Annotated in this window: 15 protein-coding genes; 6 read left to right on the top strand and 9 right to left on the bottom strand. The window is 66.5% G+C overall.

The annotated features are described in order from the left end of the window. Positions 1 to 50 precede the first annotated feature (50 nt). Complete coding sequence (locus DJ029_RS07880) at positions 51 to 1,037, bottom strand: substrate-binding domain-containing protein (RefSeq protein ID WP_232823008.1); 987 nt, start codon at positions 1,035 to 1,037, stop codon at positions 51 to 53. Between the two features lie 162 nt (positions 1,038 to 1,199). Further along, on the bottom strand, positions 1,200 to 2,489 hold the full coding sequence (locus tag DJ029_RS07885; protein WP_112321794.1) for an ATP-binding protein: 1,290 nt from the start codon (positions 2,487 to 2,489) through the stop codon (positions 1,200 to 1,202). Between the two features lie 139 nt (positions 2,490 to 2,628). Here DJ029_RS07885 and DJ029_RS07890 point away from each other — a divergent pair, with 139 nt between their 5' ends. From DJ029_RS07890 to ptsP, 3 genes are all read left to right on the top strand, one after another. Next, positions 2,629 to 3,045: a DUF1178 family protein gene (locus DJ029_RS07890; RefSeq protein ID WP_112321795.1), complete on the top strand. Its 417-nt coding sequence runs from the start codon at positions 2,629 to 2,631 to the stop codon at positions 3,043 to 3,045. A 257-nt stretch (positions 3,046 to 3,302) separates the two neighbouring features. Beyond that, positions 3,303 to 4,532, top strand: a complete 1,230-nt coding sequence (locus tag DJ029_RS07895; RefSeq protein ID WP_112321796.1) for an aspartate kinase — start codon at positions 3,303 to 3,305, stop codon at positions 4,530 to 4,532. Positions 4,533 to 4,544: 12 nt separating this feature from the next. Further along, complete coding sequence (ptsP, locus tag DJ029_RS07900) at positions 4,545 to 6,803, top strand: phosphoenolpyruvate--protein phosphotransferase (protein WP_112321797.1); 2,259 nt, start codon at positions 4,545 to 4,547, stop codon at positions 6,801 to 6,803. Between the two features lie 12 nt (positions 6,804 to 6,815). Here ptsP and DJ029_RS07905 read toward each other — a convergent pair whose 3' ends face one another. Genes DJ029_RS07905 through DJ029_RS07930 form a run of 6 tightly spaced genes read right to left on the bottom strand, consistent with a single transcriptional unit; the run spans position 6,816 to position 11,279 of the window. Beyond that, the gene (locus DJ029_RS07905) at positions 6,816 to 7,085 is read right to left on the bottom strand and encodes an HPr family phosphocarrier protein (protein ID WP_112321798.1); all 270 of its coding nucleotides are present in this window, start codon (positions 7,083 to 7,085) and stop codon (positions 6,816 to 6,818) included. Beyond that, complete coding sequence (locus DJ029_RS07910; RefSeq protein ID WP_112321799.1) at positions 7,085 to 7,498, bottom strand: PTS sugar transporter subunit IIA; 414 nt, start codon at positions 7,496 to 7,498, stop codon at positions 7,085 to 7,087. The genes DJ029_RS07905 and DJ029_RS07910 overlap by 1 nt, the downstream gene beginning before the upstream one ends. After that, positions 7,495 to 8,412, bottom strand: coding sequence for an RNase adapter RapZ (gene rapZ / locus DJ029_RS07915; protein ID WP_112321800.1), 918 nt, complete (start codon positions 8,410 to 8,412; stop codon positions 7,495 to 7,497). Before rapZ ends, DJ029_RS07910 begins: the two co-directional genes overlap by 4 nt. Next, on the bottom strand, positions 8,402 to 8,863 hold the full coding sequence (locus DJ029_RS07920) for an HPr kinase/phosphorylase (RefSeq protein WP_112321801.1): 462 nt from the start codon (positions 8,861 to 8,863) through the stop codon (positions 8,402 to 8,404). The genes rapZ and DJ029_RS07920 overlap by 11 nt, the downstream gene beginning before the upstream one ends. After that, positions 8,863 to 10,575 carry a sensor histidine kinase gene (locus tag DJ029_RS07925; protein WP_112321802.1) on the bottom strand — a complete coding sequence of 571 codons (1,713 nt, stop codon included), beginning with the start codon at positions 10,573 to 10,575 and terminating at the stop codon, positions 8,863 to 8,865. The genes DJ029_RS07920 and DJ029_RS07925 overlap by 1 nt, the downstream gene beginning before the upstream one ends. A 5-nt stretch (positions 10,576 to 10,580) precedes the next feature. Next, complete coding sequence (locus DJ029_RS07930; RefSeq protein ID WP_112321803.1) at positions 10,581 to 11,279, bottom strand: response regulator transcription factor; 699 nt, start codon at positions 11,277 to 11,279, stop codon at positions 10,581 to 10,583. 300 nt (positions 11,280 to 11,579) lie between these two features. On the opposite strand from DJ029_RS07930, the gene DJ029_RS07935 reads away from it, so the two are divergent. Together DJ029_RS07935 and DJ029_RS07940 are read left to right on the top strand one after the other, a co-directional pair. Then, positions 11,580 to 13,193 carry a phosphoenolpyruvate carboxykinase gene (locus DJ029_RS07935; protein WP_112321804.1) on the top strand — a complete coding sequence of 538 codons (1,614 nt, stop codon included), beginning with the start codon at positions 11,580 to 11,582 and terminating at the stop codon, positions 13,191 to 13,193. A gap of 226 nt (positions 13,194 to 13,419) precedes the next feature. Then, a complete protein-coding gene (locus tag DJ029_RS07940) occupies positions 13,420 to 14,916 on the top strand; it encodes a gamma-glutamyltransferase (protein WP_112321805.1) in 1,497 nt (498 codons plus the stop codon). A 3-nt stretch (positions 14,917 to 14,919) separates the two neighbouring features. Here the strand turns inward: DJ029_RS07940 and DJ029_RS07945 are convergent, their stop codons facing one another. Continuing rightward, the gene (locus DJ029_RS07945; protein ID WP_112321806.1) at positions 14,920 to 15,690 is read right to left on the bottom strand and encodes a sulfite exporter TauE/SafE family protein; all 771 of its coding nucleotides are present in this window, start codon (positions 15,688 to 15,690) and stop codon (positions 14,920 to 14,922) included. Between the two features lie 241 nt (positions 15,691 to 15,931). Here DJ029_RS07945 and DJ029_RS07950 point away from each other — a divergent pair, with 241 nt between their 5' ends. Next, positions 15,932 to 17,629 (top strand): acyl-CoA dehydrogenase family protein, encoded by a 1,698-nt coding sequence (locus DJ029_RS07950; protein ID WP_112321807.1) that lies wholly within the window; start codon positions 15,932 to 15,934, stop codon positions 17,627 to 17,629. The last annotated feature ends 144 nt before the right edge of the window (positions 17,630 to 17,773 follow it).

Consider the following 17,773-nt stretch of genomic DNA (forward strand, 5'->3'; position numbering starts at 1 on the left):
CCCGGGCCGCGATCCATCGCGCCCCGGGCCAGTAGCTCATCCGGTCGGGATCAATCCCACTCGGAACCGGTCATCGGCGTCATGTTCGCAATCGCATCTGCGTTCGCTTCGAATGCCTCTTCGGGCAGCGGGATCAGGCCCTTGTCGACAAGGTAGCCATCTTCGCCGGCAGCCGCGTCCGAGGCGAATTCCGCGGCATATTCAGCCAGACCGGGAACCACGCCCACATGGGCTTTCTTGATGTAGTAGTAGAGCGAGCGCGACACCGGGTAGTCGCCGTCGGCAATCGCCTCGAAGGTCGGCTCGACACCGTCCACGGTGGCGCCTTTCAGCGCATCGGAGTTCTGGTCGAGGAACGAGAAGCCGAAGACGCCCAGCGCGTTCGGGTTCGCTTCCAGCTTGGAAACAATCAGGTTGTCGTTCTCACCGGCGTCGACATAGACGCCGTCTTCGCGGATGGAAATGCCCTCACACGGGATGCCAGCGCCTTCGCAGGCCTCTTCGATCACCAGCTCTTCAAAGGCATCGCGCGTGCCCGAGGACGGCGGCGGGCCAAGAACCTCGATCTCGATCGCGGGCAGCGAGGGATCGACCTCGGACCAGAGCGTCGGCTTCGGGCCCTGCTCGGCAAGCGCGATCACCAGGTGCTCACGGGTCAGCGCGAAGGTCGGACCGGAGGTCGCGTTCGCCACGACGATGCCGTCATAACCGATCTTGGATTCGACGATCTCGGTCACGCCGTTTTCGTTGCACAGCTCGAATTCGGACGCCTTCATGCGGCGCGAGGCGTTGGTGATGTCGGGATGCTCGACACCCACACCGGCACAGAACAGCTTCAGACCGCCGCCCGAACCGGTGGACTCGACGACCGGCGTCGCAAAGTCGGTCGTCTTGCCGAACTGCTCGGCCACGGCGGTGGAAAACGGGAAGACGGTGGACGAGCCGACGATGCGGATCTGATCGCGGGCCTGTGCAGCACCCGCTGCAACGACGAGAGCGCCGGCCAGCGCGATGGAAACGGTATGGGTAAGTTTCACGGGGATCTCTCCGGATACTTGCTGATGGGACACGAAGCCGCCCTTGAACGCGATGCTCCGCCACATCGGGCGTACCCCGATGCTCGCCGGCAACCTAGCCAGCCGCGGCGACATCTTTATTTCAGTTGCGCGACAGTTATATGACACCGTAACCATTTGTTATTACGCGTCATTCCTTGAGGCCCCGACAGAATCACCCGATTCCAGTGCCAGCGGAAGCCAGATCGTGAACCGGCTGCCCTCCCCCGGTTTCGACTGTATGTCCAGTGTGCCGCCATGGCGGGTCATGATGTGCTTGATGATCGCCAGCCCCAGCCCGGTGCCGCCCACCTCGGCGCTTTTCTTGTTGCTGACGCGGTAGAACCGTTCGGTGATCCGCGGGATATGCTCGCGCGCGATGCCGGGGCCCTCGTCGATCACGGAAACCCCGGTCATGCCCGGGAATCGCGGGTCCTTCTCCGCCGGAACGACGCGGACGCGCCCGCCCGAGCGGCCGTACTTGATCGCGTTGTCGATCAGGTTGACCGTGACCTGGGAAATCTGGTCGCGATCCGCAAGAACCTCGACATCGCCTTGGTCCAGGTCGAGGTCCAGCATCAGCAGCACGTCCGACCGGCTGGCCAGCGGGAACAGCGCCTCGGCGGCCTCGGCCACGGTCCGGCGCAGGGGAATCCGCGCCTCCGGGCGCTGGTGGGCGTTCAGCTCGATCCGGTTGAGCGACATCAGGTCGTCCACCAGCCGCTGCATCCGGCTCGCCTGTTGCAGCATGATGCCAAGGAACAGCTCGCGCGCCTCCGGGTCGTCCCGCGCATGGCCCTGCAACGTCTCGATATAACCAAGGATGGAGGCCAGCGGCGTGCGCAGCTCATGGCTCGCGTTGGCAACGAAGTCGGACCTGGTCTGCAGCATCGCCTTGTCGCGGGTGCGATCCTCGATCAGCACGAGGACCTGCGCCCCGTCTCCGAAAGCGCCGCCCGCACCCTCCGGCAAGTAGGAGGCCCGCGCCTCGTAGTGCCGCTCCTGGTCCTGCAACTGGGTGAAGGTGAAACTGCGGTCCCGCCCGTCCCGGAGCACCGATTCGACGGCTTCGATGAACCCCGGCGCGCGGGTCGCGTTTGAATAATGCGCCCCGACCCTGGCCTGCGGCAACATGCCGTGCGCCGCCGGGTTCACGTAGGTCAGACGCCGGTCCTGGCCGACCACGATCAGCGGCGCGGGCAGCCGCTGCAACAGGGCCTGACCGAATCCGCCGGGCAGCGGCGGGGCATCGCGCGCCGGCGCCTGGTCGGGCACCGGGGCCCGGCCGCTCGCGCCAAGCGCGACGGCAAGGCCGAAGACGCCAAGGATCGCGATCGTCTCGCCCAGGGGGCCAAGGCCCAGGGTGCCGCCGACAAGCACGATCGCCACACAGGCGAACGCCAACCAGGCGAGGGTTCCGGAACGCACGGGCATCTGGTGGCCGTCCTTCCTGCTTTTCCGTTCGCGCGCTGCCTAACACCCCGCGCCCGTTCTGAGAAGCGGCATTGCATTCCGCGTGTCCATGGCTATCTGTCGACGGACGGCATTTGCGCCGTCGTACCGGGACCGAAAGATGATCCGCTACCGACTGACCTGCGCCCAGGGGCATGATTTCGAAAGCTGGTTTTCCAGCGGCAAGGACTATGACCGGCTGGAAGCCTCCGGCCACCTCGCCTGCGCCGTCTGCGGCGGCGGCGGCGTGAAAAAAGCCCTGATGGCCCCGAAAGTCGTCACCCAGGACGAGGCCGCGCGCCCCCTGTCGCAACCGGCCAGCGCCGCAGAACAGGCGCTGAAGACCCTGCGCAATAAAATCGAATCCGAAGCGACCGACGTCGGCCGGAACTTCGCCACCGAAGCCCGCGCCCAGCACGAAGGCACACGTCCCCAACGCCCCATCTACGGCGAGGCGAAACTCGAAGACGCCCGCGCCCTGATCGAGGAAGGCATCCCCGTCGCCCCCCTCCCCTGGAGCCGCAAGGCCACGAACTGACCGCCCCCACTTGGGAAGCCCCCTTCCAAAGTCCCCAAATATCCCCGCGGGAGGCAAGAATCCCTCCGGACCCGTGGATGAAATCCACGGGCCTAGCCCAACGGCCGGGGGCGCATCGCGACAGCGATGCGCCCCCGGCGGCGGGAGTGCTCCCGGGGCCATGACCGCCCCATTTTGCGCGGATCAACCGCATTTCCCTTGCAGCACAGGTTGCAGCCGCCTAAACCACGCCGCGACACAAGTGGCGGAGCCTGCCCATGCCCCGGCTGGTAATGAAATTTGGCGGCACTTCGGTGGCCGACCTGGACCGAATCCGAAACGCGGCCGCGCGCATCAAGCGCGAGGTCGACGCCGGCTATGACGTGGCCGTTGTCGTCTCGGCGATGTCCGGCAAGACCAATGAACTGGTCGGCTGGGTGCGCGAAAGCGGCGCGCTCTACGACGCGCGCGAATACGACGCCGTCGTCAGCTCCGGCGAGCAGGTCACCTCGGGGCTGATGGCTCTCACCCTCCAGGCCATGGGGATCGAGGCGCGCAGCTGGCAGGGCTGGCAGGTGCCGGTGCGCACCACCTCGGCCCATGGCGCGGCCCGGATCGAGGATATCGAGACGCAGAACCTCGACGCGAAATTCTCCGACGGGATGCAGGTCGCCGTGATCGCGGGCTTCCAGGGCCTGTCGCCGGAAAACCGCATCACCACGCTGGGCCGCGGCGGGTCCGATACGACCGCCGTCGCCTTCGCCGCCGCCCTTGGGGCGGAGCGTTGCGATATCTACACCGATGTCGACGGCATCTACACCACCGATCCGCGTATCGTGGCCGAAGCCCGCAAGCTGGACCGCATCGCCTACGAAGAGATGCTCGAACTCGCGTCTCTCGGGGCGAAGGTCCTGCAAACCCGTTCGGTCGAACTCGCGATGCGCTACAAGGTCCGCCTGCAGGTGCTATCCTCCTTCGAGGACAAGCCCGGCACCCTGGTTTGTGACGAGGAGGAAATCATGGAAAGCAATGTCGTTTCAGGGGTTGCGTTTCAGCGCGACGAAGCCAAGCTGACCCTGATTTCCGTGGCCGACCGCCCCGGGATCGCCGCGGCGATCTTCGGGCCGCTGGCGGATGCCGGTGTGAACGTGGACATGATCGTCCAGAACATCTCGGAGGAGGGGCGCACCGACATGACCTTCTCCTGCCCGGTGGACGAGGTGCCCCACGCGCGCAAGGCGCTGGAACAGGCCATGGAGCGGGGCGAGATCAACTACCACGGGCTGGACGCGGACACCAATGTCGCCAAGGTCTCCATCGTGGGGATCGGCATGCGCTCCCATGCGGGCGTGGCCAAGAAGATGTTCCGCGCGCTGGCCAATGACGGGGTGAACATCAAGGTGATCACGACGTCCGAAATCAAGGTTTCCGTGCTGATCGACAGAAAGTATCTGGAGCTTGCGGTCCGGGCACTGCATGATGCCTTCGATCTGGAGAAGGCAAATTGACAGGCTCCCGGAATGGTGAAGACCCAGGCGGTTGAAAGCCGCGTCCTGCTCAAGCGCCTGCGTGACACGCTGGCCGAAGCCGGCGAAGGCCAGGAACGGCTGGACCGGATAACCGAGCTTGTGTCGGTCTCTCTGGCCGCGGAAGTCTGTTCGATCTACCTGCGCCGTCCCGATGACACGCTTGAGCTGTGCGCCACCACCGGTCTGAACCCCACCGCGGTGCACCAGACGCGGATGCGCGTGCGCGAGGGGCTGGTCGGGCGCATCGCCGAAACCGCCGAGCCGGTCGCCACCGACGACGCCCCCCATACCCGCGGCTTCCAGTACCGCCCCGAAACCGGCGAAGAGATCTACGCCTCCTTCATGGGGGTGCCGATCCAGCGCCTCGGTGAAGTGCTGGGCGTACTGGTGATCCAGAACCAGGATCCCCGCGAATACACCGAGGACGAGGTCCACGGGCTTGAAGTCGTCGCGATGGTCATCGCCGAGATGGCCGAGCTCGGCGCCTTTACCGGCAGCGGGCCGCAGGACATGCCGCCGCTGCACCAGCAGCCCTTCTTCGTGCGCGGCGTCATCGGCCAGGAAGGCGCCGCCGAAGGCGTGGTGCTGACCCATGATCCGCAGATCGTCATCACCAACCCCGTCGCCGACGACCCGTCCGCCGAGCGCGCGCGCCTGACGGATGCGCTGGAACGCCTGCGGGCGGAGGTGGACGGTATGCTCGACGGTGGCGAACTGGCCGATGCCGGTGAGCATCGCGACGTGCTGAACGCCTGGCGCATGTTCGCCCATGACCGCGGCTGGGTCCGCCGGATGGAGGCGAGCATCGACGCGGGACTCGCGGCGGAAGTCGCCGTGGAACGCGAGCAATCGGCCACCCGCGCCCGCATGGCCCGGATTTCGGACCCTTACCTTCGCGAACGCCTGCACGACTTGGACGACCTGTCCAACCGGCTCCTGCGCCTGCTCACCGGGGGTGAGCTGATTTCGCATGACGATATCCCCAAGGGCGCGATCCTGATCGCGCGCAACATCGGCCCCGGTGAATTGCTGGACTATGGCCGCCGCCTGTCGGGCGTGGTGCTGGAGGAAGGCTCCGTCGGGTCGCACGCCGCGATCGTGGCGCGCGCGCTGGCGATCCCCCTGGTGCTCCAGGCCAGCCGCATCACGCGCGAGGCGGTCAACGGCGACCCGATCCTCGTCGACGGCGACGAAGGCATCGTGCACTTGCGCCCCGAGGAAAACGTGACCGCCGCCTTCCGCGCCAAGATGGAGATGCTGGCCGCCGCGCAGGAAGCCTATGTCGGGCTGCGGGATCTACCCGCCGAAACGCTGGACGGCACCCGCGTGTCCCTGCAGATGAACGCCGGGCTGATCGCCGAGTTGCCCAGCCTCGGACCCTCGGGGGCCGAGGGGGTAGGCCTTTATCGCACCGAACTGGCCTTCCTTTTGCGCCGCACCGTCCCGCGCCGCAGCGAGCTGGTCGCGCTTTACGGCCGGGTGATGGACAGCGCCGGGGACAAGCCGGTCACCTTCCGCACGCTGGACATCGGCTCCGACAAGGCCTTGCCCTACATGAAGCGCCCGGAGGAGCCGAACCCCGCGCTCGGCTGGCGCGCGATCCGCATCGGGCTCGACCGCAAGGGCATCATGGTCTGGCAGTTGCAGGCGCTGCTGCGCGCCGCCGCCGGGCGGCCGATGCGCATCATGTTCCCCTTCGTCGCCCAGTTCGACGAATTCCGCGCCGCACGGGATATCCTGTGGGACGTCTGCGCCAAGGAGCGGGCGCGCGGCAACACGGTGCCCACCACGATCGAAGTGGGCGCGATGCTTGAGACCCCCTCGCTCGCATTCGCGCCTGACCAGTTTTTCGCACTGGCGGATTTCATATCCATCGGGGGGAACGACCTGAAGCAGTTCTTCTTCGCCGCCGACCGCGAGAACGAGTTGGTGCGCCGCCGCTACGACACGCTGAACGTAAGCTTCCTGACCTTCATCGAACAGATCGTCGCCCGCTGCGATGCCCTCGGCACCCCTGTCAGCTTCTGCGGAGAGGATGCCGGCCGCCCGGTGGATGCGCTGGCCTTCACCGCCATGGGGCTGCGCAGCCTGTCCATGCGCCCCGCCTCCATCGGCCCGGTCAAGCGCCTGCTGCGTGCGGTGGACTTGGGTGCCGCGCGTATCGCGATAGACGAGGCCCGCCGCTCGGGCGAGCAGTCGGTGCGCCCGGCACTGATGAAATGGTTGCAGGAAACCGGCGCGCCGCTCTGACATGCGGGGCGGTTACTTGCCCTCGCCGAACTTGTCCTCGACCAGGGATTTCAGCTCTGCCGCCAGCCGGTCCGCATCAGCGCCCGAGGTTTCGACCTCGATCGAGGTCCCGTTGGAGGCGGCCAGCATCAGCAGGCCCATGATCGAATCACCCGACACGGACATGCCGTCGCGGCTGACTTCCGCCTCGGCATCGTGGGCTTCCACGATCTCGACGAACTTGGCCGAGGCCCGCGCATGCAGGCCCCGCTCGTTCGTGATGTTCAGGGTCATTTTCGGCATCAGGCCGACAGTACGCCCGTGCGGATGCCGAGTCCGTCGGCACAGTTGATGTACTTTCGCGCCGCATCCAGCGCGCATTGCACGGCGACGTCCAGGGGCTTGTTGCGCGCCTTGGCCAGCTTGATCAGCATCGGCAGGTTCACCCCGTAAAGCACCTTGCGGCCCGGCGTATCGCAGGCCGCGATGGCAAGGTTGGAAGGCGTGCCGCCAAACATGTCGGTCACCACGGCCACACCGTCGCCGATGTCCACCTCCGCGACAGCAGCGTCGATTTCCGCCTGCTTTTCCGCGCGGGCATCTTCTGCGCCGATGCTGATTGCCCGGATTCCCGGGCGCTTACCCACAACGTGTTCCAGGGCCGCCAGATACTCGGTGGCCAGCCCGCCGTGGGCAACTATCACGATCCCGATCACATCTTCACCACGTCTTCGAGCACCACCTCCCCAGATGCTTGCTCAAGCTCCCTGTGGCGAATAGACACCCGCCACCCGGCCTGTGCAAGCTGAAAAGCCGCCGCCTCCGCCACGCAGACGGAGCGATGCCGCCCCCCCGTGCAACCGAAAGCCAGCGTGAAATACGCCTTGCCTTCTGCCTTGTACGCGGGAAGCAACAGGGTCAACATATCCAAAGCCCGATCAAAGAAAGGTGAATACAGCGGATCTTCCCCGACGTAATCCGCTACCGCCGCGTCCAGCCCGGTCAGCGGGCGCAGCGCCGGCGCCCAGTGCGGGTTCCGCAGGAACCGGCAATCTAGCACCATGTCCGCGCTGCGCGGCGTTCCGCGCTTGAAACTGAAGGACTGCACCGACACCGCCAGGTCCGCCGCCGACGAGCGTGAGAACCAGCGCCCCACCTCGTCCTTCAGGTCATGGGGCGACATCGCCGAGGTGTCGATCATGATATCCGCACGCCCCACCAACGGCGCCAGCAAGCGCTGCTCACGCTCGATCCCGGCCAGCGGCGTTTCCTGGGGGGCCAGCGGATGCCGCCGACGCGTTTCGGAATAGCGCTGGAGCAGCTTGTCGGTGGAACAATCGACATAGACGAGCGAGACGTTCAGCCGCTCATCCGCGCTGAGCCGGTCGAGCACCGCCACCAGCCCCTCGGGGGAAAAGTCGCGCGTGCGCGGGTCGGTGCCGATCGCCAGCGGGCGTGACGGGGTTTCCCCGACGAACAGGCGCTCCACCAGGCTGAGCGGCAGGTTGTCGATCGCCTCGAAGCCCAGGTCCTCCAGCGCATGGATCGTCGTGGTCCGCCCGGCACCCGAAGGGCCGGTCACGATGGCCACATCCTGTCGGGCGGCTGAGGGGAGGGGGTCAACTGTCATCGGTCTGTTCGACACCTTGCGCGGGATCCGCGAAAAGCGGGTCCTGTCCCGCACGAAGGAATGCCATGAGTTCCTGCGCCAGATATGGCCTGTTCTTGCCTCGAATCAACGGCAAGCACCGGCTTGTGATCGTGACCTGCTCAGGGTCCGGCAGGCGCTGGCCCGCCGCCCTGTCCATGTCTGCCACCAGACATATGACAGTTTCGGGCACGAAATCCAACCGGGCCAGGCCTATGCCGCGCACCTCTATCATTCCGCGAAGGCGGGGCGGCGCGGTGGCGATCACCGCATCGCCCCGCCGCGCGACCAGCACGTGATCGTCTGCGACCAGCGTGGCGCCAAGGCCGATCATCTGCACCGCGACCGAGGATTTGCCGCTGCCCGATACTCCGCGCAGCAGAACCCCGCGCCCGTCCAGCGCCACGCAAGTCGCGTGGAGCCGCTCGCCCATCAGAGCGGTAACTCGACGACGAAGCGCGCGCCCTTGGGCGGCGTATCGCGACCCTTCCCGGCGTCGCGGATGTTCTCTGCCCAGATCTCCCCGCCGTGGGCGACGATGATCTGCCGCGAGATCGCGAGGCCGAGGCCCGAGTGGTTGCCGAACGCCTCTGCCTCGGGGCGCTGGGAATAGAAACGCTTGAACACGTCCTGCAGGTTGTCATCCGGGATGCCGGGGCCCTCATCCTCGACATAGATGCGGACGCGGCTGCGCCGCAGCACCTCGGTTCGGATGAGGATCGCATCGCCCTCGCCGGCGAAGCTCAGCGCGTTGGTGATGAGGTTGACGAACACCTGCGCGAGGCGGCCCTCCATGCCGGTGATCATCAGCGGCTCGGGGATGAGGTCGCCTTTCAGCGTCGCCCCGACCGCCTTCGCCTGCGTCTCGTTATAGGAGATCAGGCTCGACAGTTGCTGATGAAGGTCGAAGGAGACCATCTGGTCGCGGACTAGTTCGCTGTCCAGCCGCGAGGCGTTGGAAATGTCGGTCACCAGCCGGTCCAGCCGGTTCACATCCTGCTTGATGACTTCTGCCAGGCGGGCGCGGTTTTCCTCGGTCTTGGCGTAGGGCATCGTTTCCACCGCCGAGCGCAGCGAGGTCAGCGGGTTCTTGATCTCATGGGCCACGTCGGCGGCGAAGCTTTCGTTCGCCTCGATCCGGTCGAACAGCGCGGCGGTCATCAGCCGCATGGTGGAGGAAAGGTAGCCGATCTCGTCCGGGCGGCCGCTCATGTCGGGGATGTTGATCCGCTCGGGGTTCACCTGGCGCGCATTGCGGGTGCCGCCTTCATGCGCGGCCTCAGACAGGTCGCGCAGGGGGCGCACGATGGTGTTGGCCAGGACGAGGCTGAGGAAGATGGAGGTGATGATCGCCAGCGCGAAAACCTGGAGGATCTGCTCCCGCTCGGCGCGGATGAAGCTGTCGATATCGCCCGGAATGGTGGAAACCAGCAGCACGCCGACCGCCGGCCCGCCGCCTGACGGCGTGACGGGCAGCGCGACGGACACCACCTTGTCCCCGGTCAGCGTGCTGGTCTTGGAGATCTGCATCTCGCCCTCGGCCAGCACCCTGCGGATGAGCGGGCGCAATGCCTCAGTCGTCAGGCTGGCCTGGTTCCCGGGCTGGCGCGCGGCAAAGATCCGGCTGAGCCGGTCCCACGCGCCGGACATGATGGAGATGAACGCGCTCTGGCGCGGCGTGTCTTCGGGCGTGACCGCATCGATGCCAGCCCCTTCGGCGGCTTGCGTCGTCACGGTCTGCAACACGTCGAGGTCGGTATCGTAAAAAGCGACCCGGCCGGTGATCACGGGGGCCAGGTTCTGCAACCGCTCGGTGGCCAGGTAGACGCCCACGTCCTCGATATCCTCGGACAGGACGTCGGACAGAAGGTTTGCCTCGGTCACTAGGGAACGGGTGCGCAGTTCCAGCATCCCGCCCTGGAACTGGTTGAGGTAGAGCACCCCCGCCAGCAGCACGCCAAGCGCGACCAGGTTGAAGGTGATGATCTTGCGCGATAGCGGTGAGCGGCGTCCGAAGCGGGTCGTCCAGTCCAGCAGATCCTCCGAACCGCGACGCTCGGGCTCGCTTTCCTCGTAGTCGGGATGCGAGAGGATGATCCTGAACGGTCCTTCGGAGCCTTCCACCTCTGGGCGGCGTCCGAACACGGGATTTACGCCTCGTTGTAGCGGTAACCGATGCCGTAGAGCGTTTCGATCGACGCGAAGTCGTCGTCATGCACCTTGAACTTCTTGCGGATCCGCTTGATGTGGCTGTCGATCGTGCGGTCATCGACATAGACCTGGTCGTCGTAGGCGACGTCCAGCAACTGGTCGCGCGACTTCACGAAGCCGGGACGCTGGGCCAGCGCCTGGAGGATCAGGAACTCGGTCACGGTCAGGGTGATCGACTGGCCCTTCCAGTTCACCGCGTGGCGCAGCGGGTCCATCGTCAGGCTGCCGCGCACCATGGTGTTGGTCTCGCCCTCCACCGGGTCCTTCAACGCGTTTTCGCGGCGGCGCAGGATCGTCCGGATCCGCTCCACCAGAAGGCGCTGGGAAAAGGGTTTGCGCATGTAGTCGTCCGCGCCCATGCGCAGGCCGATCAGCTCGTCGATCTCCTCGTCCTTGGAGGTCAGGAAGATCACCGGCATGTCGGATCGGGTGCGCAACTGGCGCAGTAGTTCCATTCCGTCCATCCTCGGCATCTTGACGTCGAGAATGGCGAGATCGGGCATTGTCTTTTCGAACGCGCTGAGAGCGGCGACACCGTCGTTGAAGGTGCGTACGGCGTAACCTTCGCCCTCAAGTACCATGGACACAGACGTAAGGATGTTGCGATCGTCATCCACCAAAGCGATGTTCGCTGACATGGCCTGCTCCTCAAATGTCGTTTTGCATGACTCTCACATGCATAAACCCAAATACCAAGGGAATGGGGGCGGAATTAGGGCAAGGTGGCCCGATGTGACGCACCCATGACACATATTTTGCCGTGGATTCCGCCGCTCCGCCGCCCTAAAGAGGCGCTATCGCCGCTGTCATGTCGAGTCAGGGATCGCTGTTCGCCTGACGCCCGGAACTGGCCCTCCGGCCAATATGGCAGCTTGTTGGGGAGAAGGCCCGCCGCCGAAAAGAATGTGCGCCGGACCGATCAAGGAGCATATGGACCCATGACAAACGGCATGGTCAATCCGGCGGCAACGCTGGAAAAGACCGGTTTTCCGAACGTCGCGCAGATCCACTACAACCTGCAGGAACCCGCATTGATCGAGGCAGCCCTCGGTCGCAATGAGGGGGAGCTCGGGAACGGTGGCACCCTGCTGGTCAGCACCGGCAAGCACACAGGGCGGTCGCCCAAGGACAAGTTCGTCGTCCGCGACCCTTCCGTCGAGGATGACATCTGGTGGGAAAACAACCCCCCGATGGACCCCGCGCATTTCGACGCGCTTCACGCGGACATGCTGAAGCATATCGAAGGCGGAGAGTTGTTCGTGCAGGACCTGTTCGCCGGCGCGGACCCCGATTACCGCCTGAACGTGCGTGTGATCACGGAACTCGCCTGGCACAACCTGTTCATCCGCCACCTGCTGCGCCGCCCCGACGCGGCAGAGCTGGAAAGTTTCCTGGCGGAATACACCATCCTGAACTGCCCCAGCTTCCAGGCCGATCCCGAAAAGCACGGCTGCCGCTCGGAAACGGTGATCGCGCTCAACTTCGCCAAGAAGATGATCCTGATCGGCGGCACTTCCTACGCGGGGGAAAACAAGAAGTCCGTCTTCACGCTGCTGAACTACCTGCTGCCTGCCAAGGGCGTGATGCCGATGCATTGCTCGGCCAACCACGCGCCGGACGATCCCCATGACGTCGCCGTGTTCTTCGGCCTGTCGGGCACCGGCAAGACCACCCTGTCGGCCGAACCCACCCGCACGCTGATCGGCGACGATGAGCACGGCTGGTCGGACAAGGGCACCTTCAACTTCGAAGGCGGCTGCTATGCGAAGACGATTGACCTGAACCCCACGGCCGAGCCCGAGATCTATGCCACCACCACCCGGTTCGGCACGGTGATCGAGAACATGGTGTATGATCCCTATACCAAGAAGCTCGACTTCAAGGACGACAGCCTGACCCCCAACATGCGCTGCGCCTACCCGCTGGAGGCAATCTCCAACGCCTCTGCCACGGCGCGCGGCGGGGTGCCCAAGAACATCATCATGCTGACCTGCGACGCCTTCGGGGTGCTGCCGCCGATCGCCAGGCTGACGCCGGCGCAGGCGATGTATCACTTCCTGTCGGGCTTCACCTCCAAGGTGGCGGGGACCGAGAAGGGCGTGACCGAGCCGCAGCCGACCTTCTCGACCTGCTTTGGCGCGCCCTTCATGCCGCGCCGACCGGAAGTCTATGGCGCGCTGCTGCGCGACAAGATCGCCCAGACCGGCGCGACCTGCTGGCTGGTGAACACCGGCTGGACGGGCGGGGCCTACGGCGTCGGCTCGCGGATGCCGATCAAGGCGACGCGCGCACTGCTGTCCGCGGCGATGGACGGCTCGCTGCAGTCGCAGACCTACCGCATGGACGACGCCTTCGGCTTTGCGGTGCCCACCTCCTGCCCCGGGGTGCCGGACCTGCTGTTGGACCCGCGCCGCACCTGGGACAAGCCGGACGCCTATGACCGCCAGGCGGCCCGCCTGGTGCGGATGTTCGAGGAGAACTTCCGCCAGTACGAGGCGTTCGTCGACAAGGACGTGATGGAAGAAGCCGTGGTGTTCCGCGGCTCGATGTAACGGCGGGATCGGGCCGCGCCCGCCAAGGCCGCGGCCCGGGACTTCACGTGCAGCCCAGCGCCCCGGATCACCGGGGCGACGGCCCGAACCGGGCGCCCGCAAGGGGCGCCCGGTGCCTGCGGCGCGGATATTTTCAGACTTTGGAGGGGCCGCGTCTGGCCTTTTTACCCGGAGCTTGCTCTGGTGTGGCGTTCGGGGTATCGGCGCTTCGGGGAGGATCCGGCCTATGAGTTTTGCGGTTGCGACCGGTCACGCATTGACCAGCGAGGCGGCGGCAGAGGTGTTGCGCGACGGGGGCACCGCCGTGGATGCCGCCGTGGCCGCCGCCGCCATGGCGTTCGTCGTCGAGCCGGTGCTCGCGGGGCCAATGGGCGGCGGGTTCCTGATGCTGGCCGAAGCGGGGCGCGCGCCCCGGGTGATCGATGCCTTCGTGGAAACGCCTTCCCGCGCCTTGCCCGAGGGCGAGCTGGACCTCGCGACGATCACCGTCGATTTCGGAACCGAAACGCAGGATTTCCACATCGGGGCGGGCACCGTCGCCGTTCCCTGCCTGATGCCGGCCTTGTTCGAGGCCCACGCCCGGTTGGGGCGGATGCCGCTGCCCCAGCTTTTCGCACCGGCGGTCAGCGCCGCTCGCCACGGTCATGCCCAGCACGAGCGGATGGCCTATATCGCCGGGCTGGTCGCGCCGATCCTGACATCGCATCCCGAGGTGGAAGCCCTTTATGCCCCAGGTGGCAAGATCCCCCCTGCGGGAACGCTGGTCAGCAACCCGGCCCTGGCCGATGTGCTGGAGGTGGGCGCGCTGGAAGGCGCGCGGTTCTACACCGAGGGCGAGATCGGCCAGGGCCTGGCGGGATTGCCCGGCAGCCAGGTCAGCGTTGACGAGCTGAAGGCGGCGCGCTGGATCTCGCGCGCGCCGCTCACCCTGTCGCGGAGCGGCGCCGAGGTGGCGCTGAACCCGCCGCCCTCGCTTGGTGGGGTGCAGGTCGCCCTTGCGCTGAGCGCCCTGCCCCATCGCCCGGAACCGGCCCTGCTGGCCCATGCCTTTGCCGAGATCGCGGCGATCCGCAAGCGCATGGACATGGACGGCGCCCCCGCCGACGCGGGGCGCGCGCTTGCACCTGAGCTGGTGGCGGTCCTGGAAAAAACGCTGGCGGGGCATCGCGCCTCGATCCGGGGGACGACGCATATTTCGGTGATCGCGGGCGACGGCAGCGGCGTGGGGCTGACGATGTCCAATGGCACCGGCTCCGGCAGGCTGATCCCGGGCACCGGGATCGTCCCGAACAACATGCTGGGCGAGGAGGACCTCGTGCCCGGCGGCCCAGTGGCCTGGCGGGCCGGGCAGCGGCTGGCGTCCATGATGTGCCCGATGGCGATCCGGCGGCGCGACGGGGCGCTGACGATCCTCGGCTCGGGGGGGTCGGCGCGGATACGCTCGGCGCTGAGCAATGTCGCGCTCGGCCTGCTGGACTTCGAGCTGTCGGTGGAGGACGCGGTTGCCGCGCCGCGCCTGCACTATGACGGCGGGCGGCTCAGCTTCGAGATCGGCGCCGACGAGGCCCGCCGCGCGCAGTTGCTGGCCGCCTTCCCGGAGGCGCGCGCCTGGGCGGAGCCGAACATGTTCTTCGGTGGCGTCCATACCGCACATCGCGCGGCCAACGGCTCTGTCCTGGCTGTCGGGGATGCGCGGCGCGCCGGGGTCGGGCTGACCGGATAGGCGTCAGCCCATCAGCGCGCGGCGCAGCAGGTTCGCCCCCGCGACCACCAGCACCACAAGCGTCACCCGCTTGAACCGCTGTTGGTCCAGCCGGTCCTGGGCGATCTGCCCGAGCAGCATCCCGCCCACCGCCGGCACGATGAGCGCGGCCGAGAACGGCAAGCTGGTGGTGTTCAGCACCCCCGAGACCAGGTGTGCCCCGAGCAGCATGATCGAGCCGAGCAGGAAGGCGATGCCCGTGGCGCGCACCACTTCGAGCTTCTCGATATCGCGCGCGAGCAGGTAAAGAAGGATCGGCGGCCCCCAGACCCCGGCCAGCCCGCCGAAGAAGCCGGCCACGATCCCGGTGATCGTTTCCGCCAGGGTGTTGTAGCGCGGCGCGAAATGGGGGCGCCAACCCCAGAGCTGCACCAGCCCCAGCAGGCTGACCATCGTCCCGAGGATGAAGAACAGGACCCTGTCCGGCAACATGACGACAAGCTGCGCGAACACGCCGATGAGCAGCAGCATCAGCAGGTTCATCCGCCAGAACTTGATGAACGTCGCCCAGGCCGGTCCAACCCCCTGGCGCACCGATTGCTGAAGGTTGGTGACAAGCCCGGGCAGCACGACGGCGGCAATCGCAAGCTCGGCACTCATCAGGGAGCCGATCCCGCTGATCGTGATCATCGGCAGCGCGAAGCCAACGACGCCTTTGACGAAGCCCGCGAAGAACATCACCGCGAAAGAGGCGATCACGAGCACCAGCCCGAAGTCGCTGACCAGTTCTGACATGACACGGGATTCCTCTGAGAAAGACGGCTTTCTGCGCTTATGAACGGGATTGCCGCCATGTGAAAGGGCTGCGCGCAAGGGGCGAAGGGGAACCGCCCGCATCGAATTCCGCACGCAACTATATTTCTGCATGATTGCACTATTCGTCTTTTTGTTGCGCGACAATTGACCCGCCGCCGCGAACCGCCTAGGGTCTGAGCAACTGCACAACGATGATTCCGCAACGCACAAGGATGCCCAGATGACCGACCCGCGCCACAGCTTCGAAACGCCCGTCGTGCTGCCTGACGCCCCCGCCCTTCTGGCGGCCGCCTTGCCGGAGGTGGAGGTGCTGGAAGCCGCCGCGCGCAATGCTGTCGCGGCGCGGATTTCCGGCGCGGACGGGCGCGTTTCCAATGCCGCGCTCGAGGCGGAGCAGCACGCCGCCCACGGGCTGGCCTGGCTATCGACCTATGTCCAGTGCCTGCGCCAGCTGCACCTCTGGGCGGAGCGTCTGGCCGCCGAAGGCGCTTTCGGAGAGGTGGAGGCTCTGATCCTTCAGATCGGCGCGGGCGAATACCTAGCCCAGATCGACGGCGGCATTCCCATGAGCCAAGGCGAAATGGCGCGCAGCGCGGACATGGGGGTCTCTCCCGCCCAGCGGGACAGGTTTCGCGCCGCGCCCGCTGTCGCGCAGCTGATCGCGGCGGGCAACACGGATGCGGCGCGGGCGCGGCTGGTGACGCTGATGGGCGCGGGCGACGGCGCGCTCAGCGTCGGGGCAACCGGCCTCGACGAGGAGCTGGAGATGATCCGCGATCATTTCCGCCGCTTTACCGAGGCGCGGGTCACGCCGGACGCCCATGGCTGGCACCTGAACGACGAACTGATCCCGATCGGGATCATCGACGAGATGGCTGAACTCGGGGTGTTCGGCCTGACAATCCCCGAGGAATTCGGCGGCGCGGGCATGGGCAAGACCGCCATGTGCGTGGTGTCCGAGGAACTGTCGCGCGGCTATATCGGTGTCGGCTCGCTCGGGACACGCTCGGAAATCGCGGCGGAGTTGATCCTGTGCGGCGGGACAGAGGAGCAGAAAGCCCACTGGCTGCCCCGCCTCGCCAGTGGCGAGACGCTGCCAACCGCCGTATTTACCGAGCCGAACACCGGGTCCGACCTTGGCGCGCTGAAAACCCGCGCGGTGCGCGATGGGCAGGATTGGGTGCTGACCGGCAACAAGACCTGGATCACGCACGGCGGGCGCACGGACCTGATGACCGTCCTCGCCCGCTCGGTTCCCGACACGGACAATTACGCGGGCCTGAGCATGTTCCTGGCCGAAAAGACCCGCGGCACGGACGCGGAGCCCTTCCCCGACGCCACCATCGCGGGGGGCGAGATAGAGGTGCTCGGATACCGCGGGATGAAGGAATACACCCTGGCGCTGGACGGGCACCGGGTACCCGAAACCGCGCTGCTCGGCGGGGCCGAGGGCCAGGGTTTCCGCCAGCTGATGCAAACCTTCGAAAGCGCGCGGATCCAGACGGCCGCGCGCGCCATCGGGGTGGCACAGAACGCCATGGAACTGGCGAAGGCCTATGCCACGGACCGCCAGGCCTTCGGCAAGCCGATCGCCGCCTTTCCCCGCGTTTACGGCAAGCTCGCCATGATGGCTGTCGAGATCGCCATCGCCCGGCAGCTGACCTACTTCGCCGCGCGCGAGAAAGACGCCGGGCGCCGCTGCGACCTGGAGGCCGGCATGGCCAAGCTGCTGGCGGCGCGGGTGGCGTGGTCCGCCGCGGACAACGGCGTGCAGATCCACGGGGGAAACGGTTTCGCGCTGGAATACCCGATCAGCCGGGTGTTGTGCGACGCCCGGATCCTGAACATTTTCGAAGGCGCCGCCGAAATCCAGGCCCAGGTGATTGCCCGGCGGCTTCTGGAGTCCGGACGGAACTGAGGCAGCTTCCCTCCCCCTTCGGACTTCACGAAACGCACGGGCCCTGTCCGGGTGTTTTCGCATCCCCGGCGGAAGGGCGCCGTATTCCCCCCGGCAAGGTCGGGACAGGGTTACAGGCGGCCCGGACCGGGGCTATGCTCTGGC

It is taken from the genome of Oceanibium sediminis, assembly GCF_003265325.1.
Classification (GTDB): domain Bacteria; phylum Pseudomonadota; class Alphaproteobacteria; order Rhodobacterales; family Rhodobacteraceae; genus Halovulum; species Halovulum sediminis.

Excerpts from the sequence above, each read along its gene's own strand:
- DJ029_RS07885 (WP_112321794.1), bottom strand. The coding sequence starts at position 2,489 with ATGCCCGTGCGTTCCGGAACCCTCGCCTGGTTGGCGTTCGCCTGTGTG.
- DJ029_RS07890 (WP_112321795.1), top strand. The coding sequence starts at position 2,629 with ATGATCCGCTACCGACTGACCTGCGCCCAGGGGCATGATTTCGAAAGC.
- DJ029_RS07895 (WP_112321796.1), top strand. The coding sequence starts at position 3,303 with ATGCCCCGGCTGGTAATGAAATTTGGCGGCACTTCGGTGGCCGACCTG.
- ptsP (WP_112321797.1), top strand. The coding sequence starts at position 4,545 with ATGGTGAAGACCCAGGCGGTTGAAAGCCGCGTCCTGCTCAAGCGCCTG.
- DJ029_RS07905 (WP_112321798.1), bottom strand. The coding sequence starts at position 7,085 with ATGCCGAAAATGACCCTGAACATCACGAACGAGCGGGGCCTGCATGCG.
- rapZ (WP_112321800.1), bottom strand. The coding sequence starts at position 8,412 with ATGACAGTTGACCCCCTCCCCTCAGCCGCCCGACAGGATGTGGCCATC.
- DJ029_RS07920 (WP_112321801.1), bottom strand. The coding sequence starts at position 8,863 with ATGGGCGAGCGGCTCCACGCGACTTGCGTGGCGCTGGACGGGCGCGGG.
- DJ029_RS07930 (WP_112321803.1), bottom strand. The coding sequence starts at position 11,279 with ATGTCAGCGAACATCGCTTTGGTGGATGACGATCGCAACATCCTTACG.
- DJ029_RS07935 (WP_112321804.1), top strand. The coding sequence starts at position 11,580 with ATGACAAACGGCATGGTCAATCCGGCGGCAACGCTGGAAAAGACCGGT.
- DJ029_RS07940 (WP_112321805.1), top strand. The coding sequence starts at position 13,420 with ATGAGTTTTGCGGTTGCGACCGGTCACGCATTGACCAGCGAGGCGGCG.
- DJ029_RS07945 (WP_112321806.1), bottom strand. The coding sequence starts at position 15,690 with ATGTCAGAACTGGTCAGCGACTTCGGGCTGGTGCTCGTGATCGCCTCT.
- DJ029_RS07950 (WP_112321807.1), top strand. The coding sequence starts at position 15,932 with ATGACCGACCCGCGCCACAGCTTCGAAACGCCCGTCGTGCTGCCTGAC.